2 protein-coding genes are annotated in these 1,985 nt (G+C 42.9%); one reads left to right on the plus strand and one right to left on the minus strand.

Annotation, left to right across the window (positions count from 1 at the left end):
- Nucleotides 1-285: 285 nt before the first annotated feature.
- Nucleotides 286-1,026, plus strand: a complete 741-nt coding sequence (locus tag WKF69_RS12360; protein ID WP_340382265.1) for a DUF4197 domain-containing protein — start codon at nt 286-288, stop codon at nt 1,024-1,026.
- Nucleotides 1,027-1,086: 60 nt separating this feature from the next.
- Here WKF69_RS12360 and WKF69_RS12365 read toward each other — a convergent pair.
- Nucleotides 1,087-1,985, minus strand: an 899-nt coding sequence (locus WKF69_RS12365) for a dihydrolipoamide acetyltransferase family protein (RefSeq protein WP_340382267.1), incomplete at its 5' end; no start/stop codon positions are given.

Here is a 1,985-nt window from a genome sequence, read left to right on the forward strand (position 1 = left end):
ATAACCAAATCAGGAATTATTCAATAACCTGTATAGCTATTTCAGGACGAGACACCTATAGATAAATTGTTAGGGTCTGGTTAGGGTCTGGTTCGGAGATCCTTCGTTCAAATACATGTTTGATCGAAGGATCTCCAAACCATTTACCTATCAGACCTCCTCCATTCCTCATCGAAGTCGGCATCTTTTAAAATCATACCGGAATCACGAGCTCTACTATTTCGTATATAATGCTATACTCATACTTTCATTAGGAGTAAGCCGTTATTCCGTTAAATTCACACCATGAAGCTCAGAATATTCTATTTATCATTTGCCGCGTCGTTAATTGCATACAGTTCAAATGCTCAGATAAAACTTCCCGGTGCGTTAAAACAGGCAGCGCAATCACTAGCTCAGGGGGGTGCACCAAGCCAGCTTGAGATAGGATCGGCATTAAAGGAAGCTTTAGAGATTGGCATATCAGCGGGAACAGACCGGCTTTCACTGCAGAACGGATTCCTGGGTAATGCTGCCGTGAAATTATTATTCCCGCCGGAAGCTCAGAAAGTTGAGAAGACGCTGAGGGGCTTAGGGCTGAATAAACCTTGTGATGATTTTATCATGAGTATGAACCGCGCAGCCGAGCTTGCCGTTCTGGAAGCAAAACCGATTTTTATATCTGCCTTAAAACAGATGACTCTTCAGGATGCGACAAGCATCTTACTGAGCAAAGAGAAAAACACCGCCACAACTTATTTCCAGCGTGTTACGAGTGACGCATTAAATGGTAAATTCCAACCTATAATTAATGGTGCTCTTAGTAAAACAGAAGCTACACGTTACTGGACAGATATAAGCACGCGCTACAATAAAATTCCTTTGGTTACCAAAGTACAAACTGATCTGACGGCTTACGCAACTCAGAAAGCTATGGATGGTTTATTTTATGAAGTGGCGCAGGAGGAGTTAAAGATTCGGGCTAATTCCGGAGCCAGAAACACAGCACTATTACAAAAGGTTTTTGGTTATGCGGATCGGAAATGAGCTATGGGCTGTGAGCTTTTGGAAGCTCATTTCTCACAGCTCATTGCTCATCGCCAAAAGCTATACTAGCAATCTCACCGGTTCTTCCAGCAAAGATTTCAAAGTCTGTAAGAATGCAGAACCTGTAGCGCCGTCGACCACACGGTGATCGCAGCTTAATGTTACTTTCATCACATTTCCAGGAACTACCTGTCCGTTTTTAACAACCGGAACTTGCGAAATACCTCCTACGGCCAGGATACATGCATCAGGCGGATTAATGATGGCGGTGAACTCATCAATGCCGAACATCCCTAAGTTGGAAATAGTGAATGTTGATCCTTCCCAATCAGATGGCTGTAATTTTTTAGTTTTCGCACGCTGCGCGAAATCCTTCACTTCAGCAGAGATATGAGATAAAGATTTTCCGTCAGCAAAACGAACTACCGGAACTAATAATCCATCTTCAACAGCTACCGCAACTCCAATATTAACATGCTCGTTATAACGAATCTTGTCGCCAAGCCATGATGAATTAACGTTTGGATGTTGTTTTAAAGCTATAGCTACAGCTTTCAACACGATATCATTGAATGATATTTTAACCGATGCAAATTCATTGATCTTTATTCTCGCCTGCATTGCACTGTCCATGTCAATTGCCATGGTAAGGTAGAAATGCGGAGCAGTGAACAAGCTTTCAGAAAGACGTTTGGCAATAACCTTACGCATTTGAGAAACTGGTTTCTCTGTGTATTTCTCTTCACCAATAAATTGAGGAATAGTAACAGCTGTGGAACCAGTGGAAGCAGGCTTGTCTGACGATGGAGAAGCGGCTGGCGCAGCTTCAGCAACTTGTTTGGTTGAAGGCGTAAACCCTTCAATATCTTTCTTTACTATTCTTCCGCCCTCAGCGCTTCCTTTCACTTGCTCGATATCAATGCCCTTGTCCTTGGCAATTTTGCGTGCAAGCGGAGAAG

The organism is Daejeonella sp. (genome assembly GCF_037719425.1).
Taxonomy (GTDB): domain Bacteria; phylum Bacteroidota; class Bacteroidia; order Sphingobacteriales; family Sphingobacteriaceae; genus Daejeonella.

Excerpts from the sequence above, each read along its gene's own strand:
- WKF69_RS12360 (WP_340382265.1), top strand. The coding sequence starts at position 286 with ATGAAGCTCAGAATATTCTATTTATCATTTGCCGCGTCGTTAATTGCA.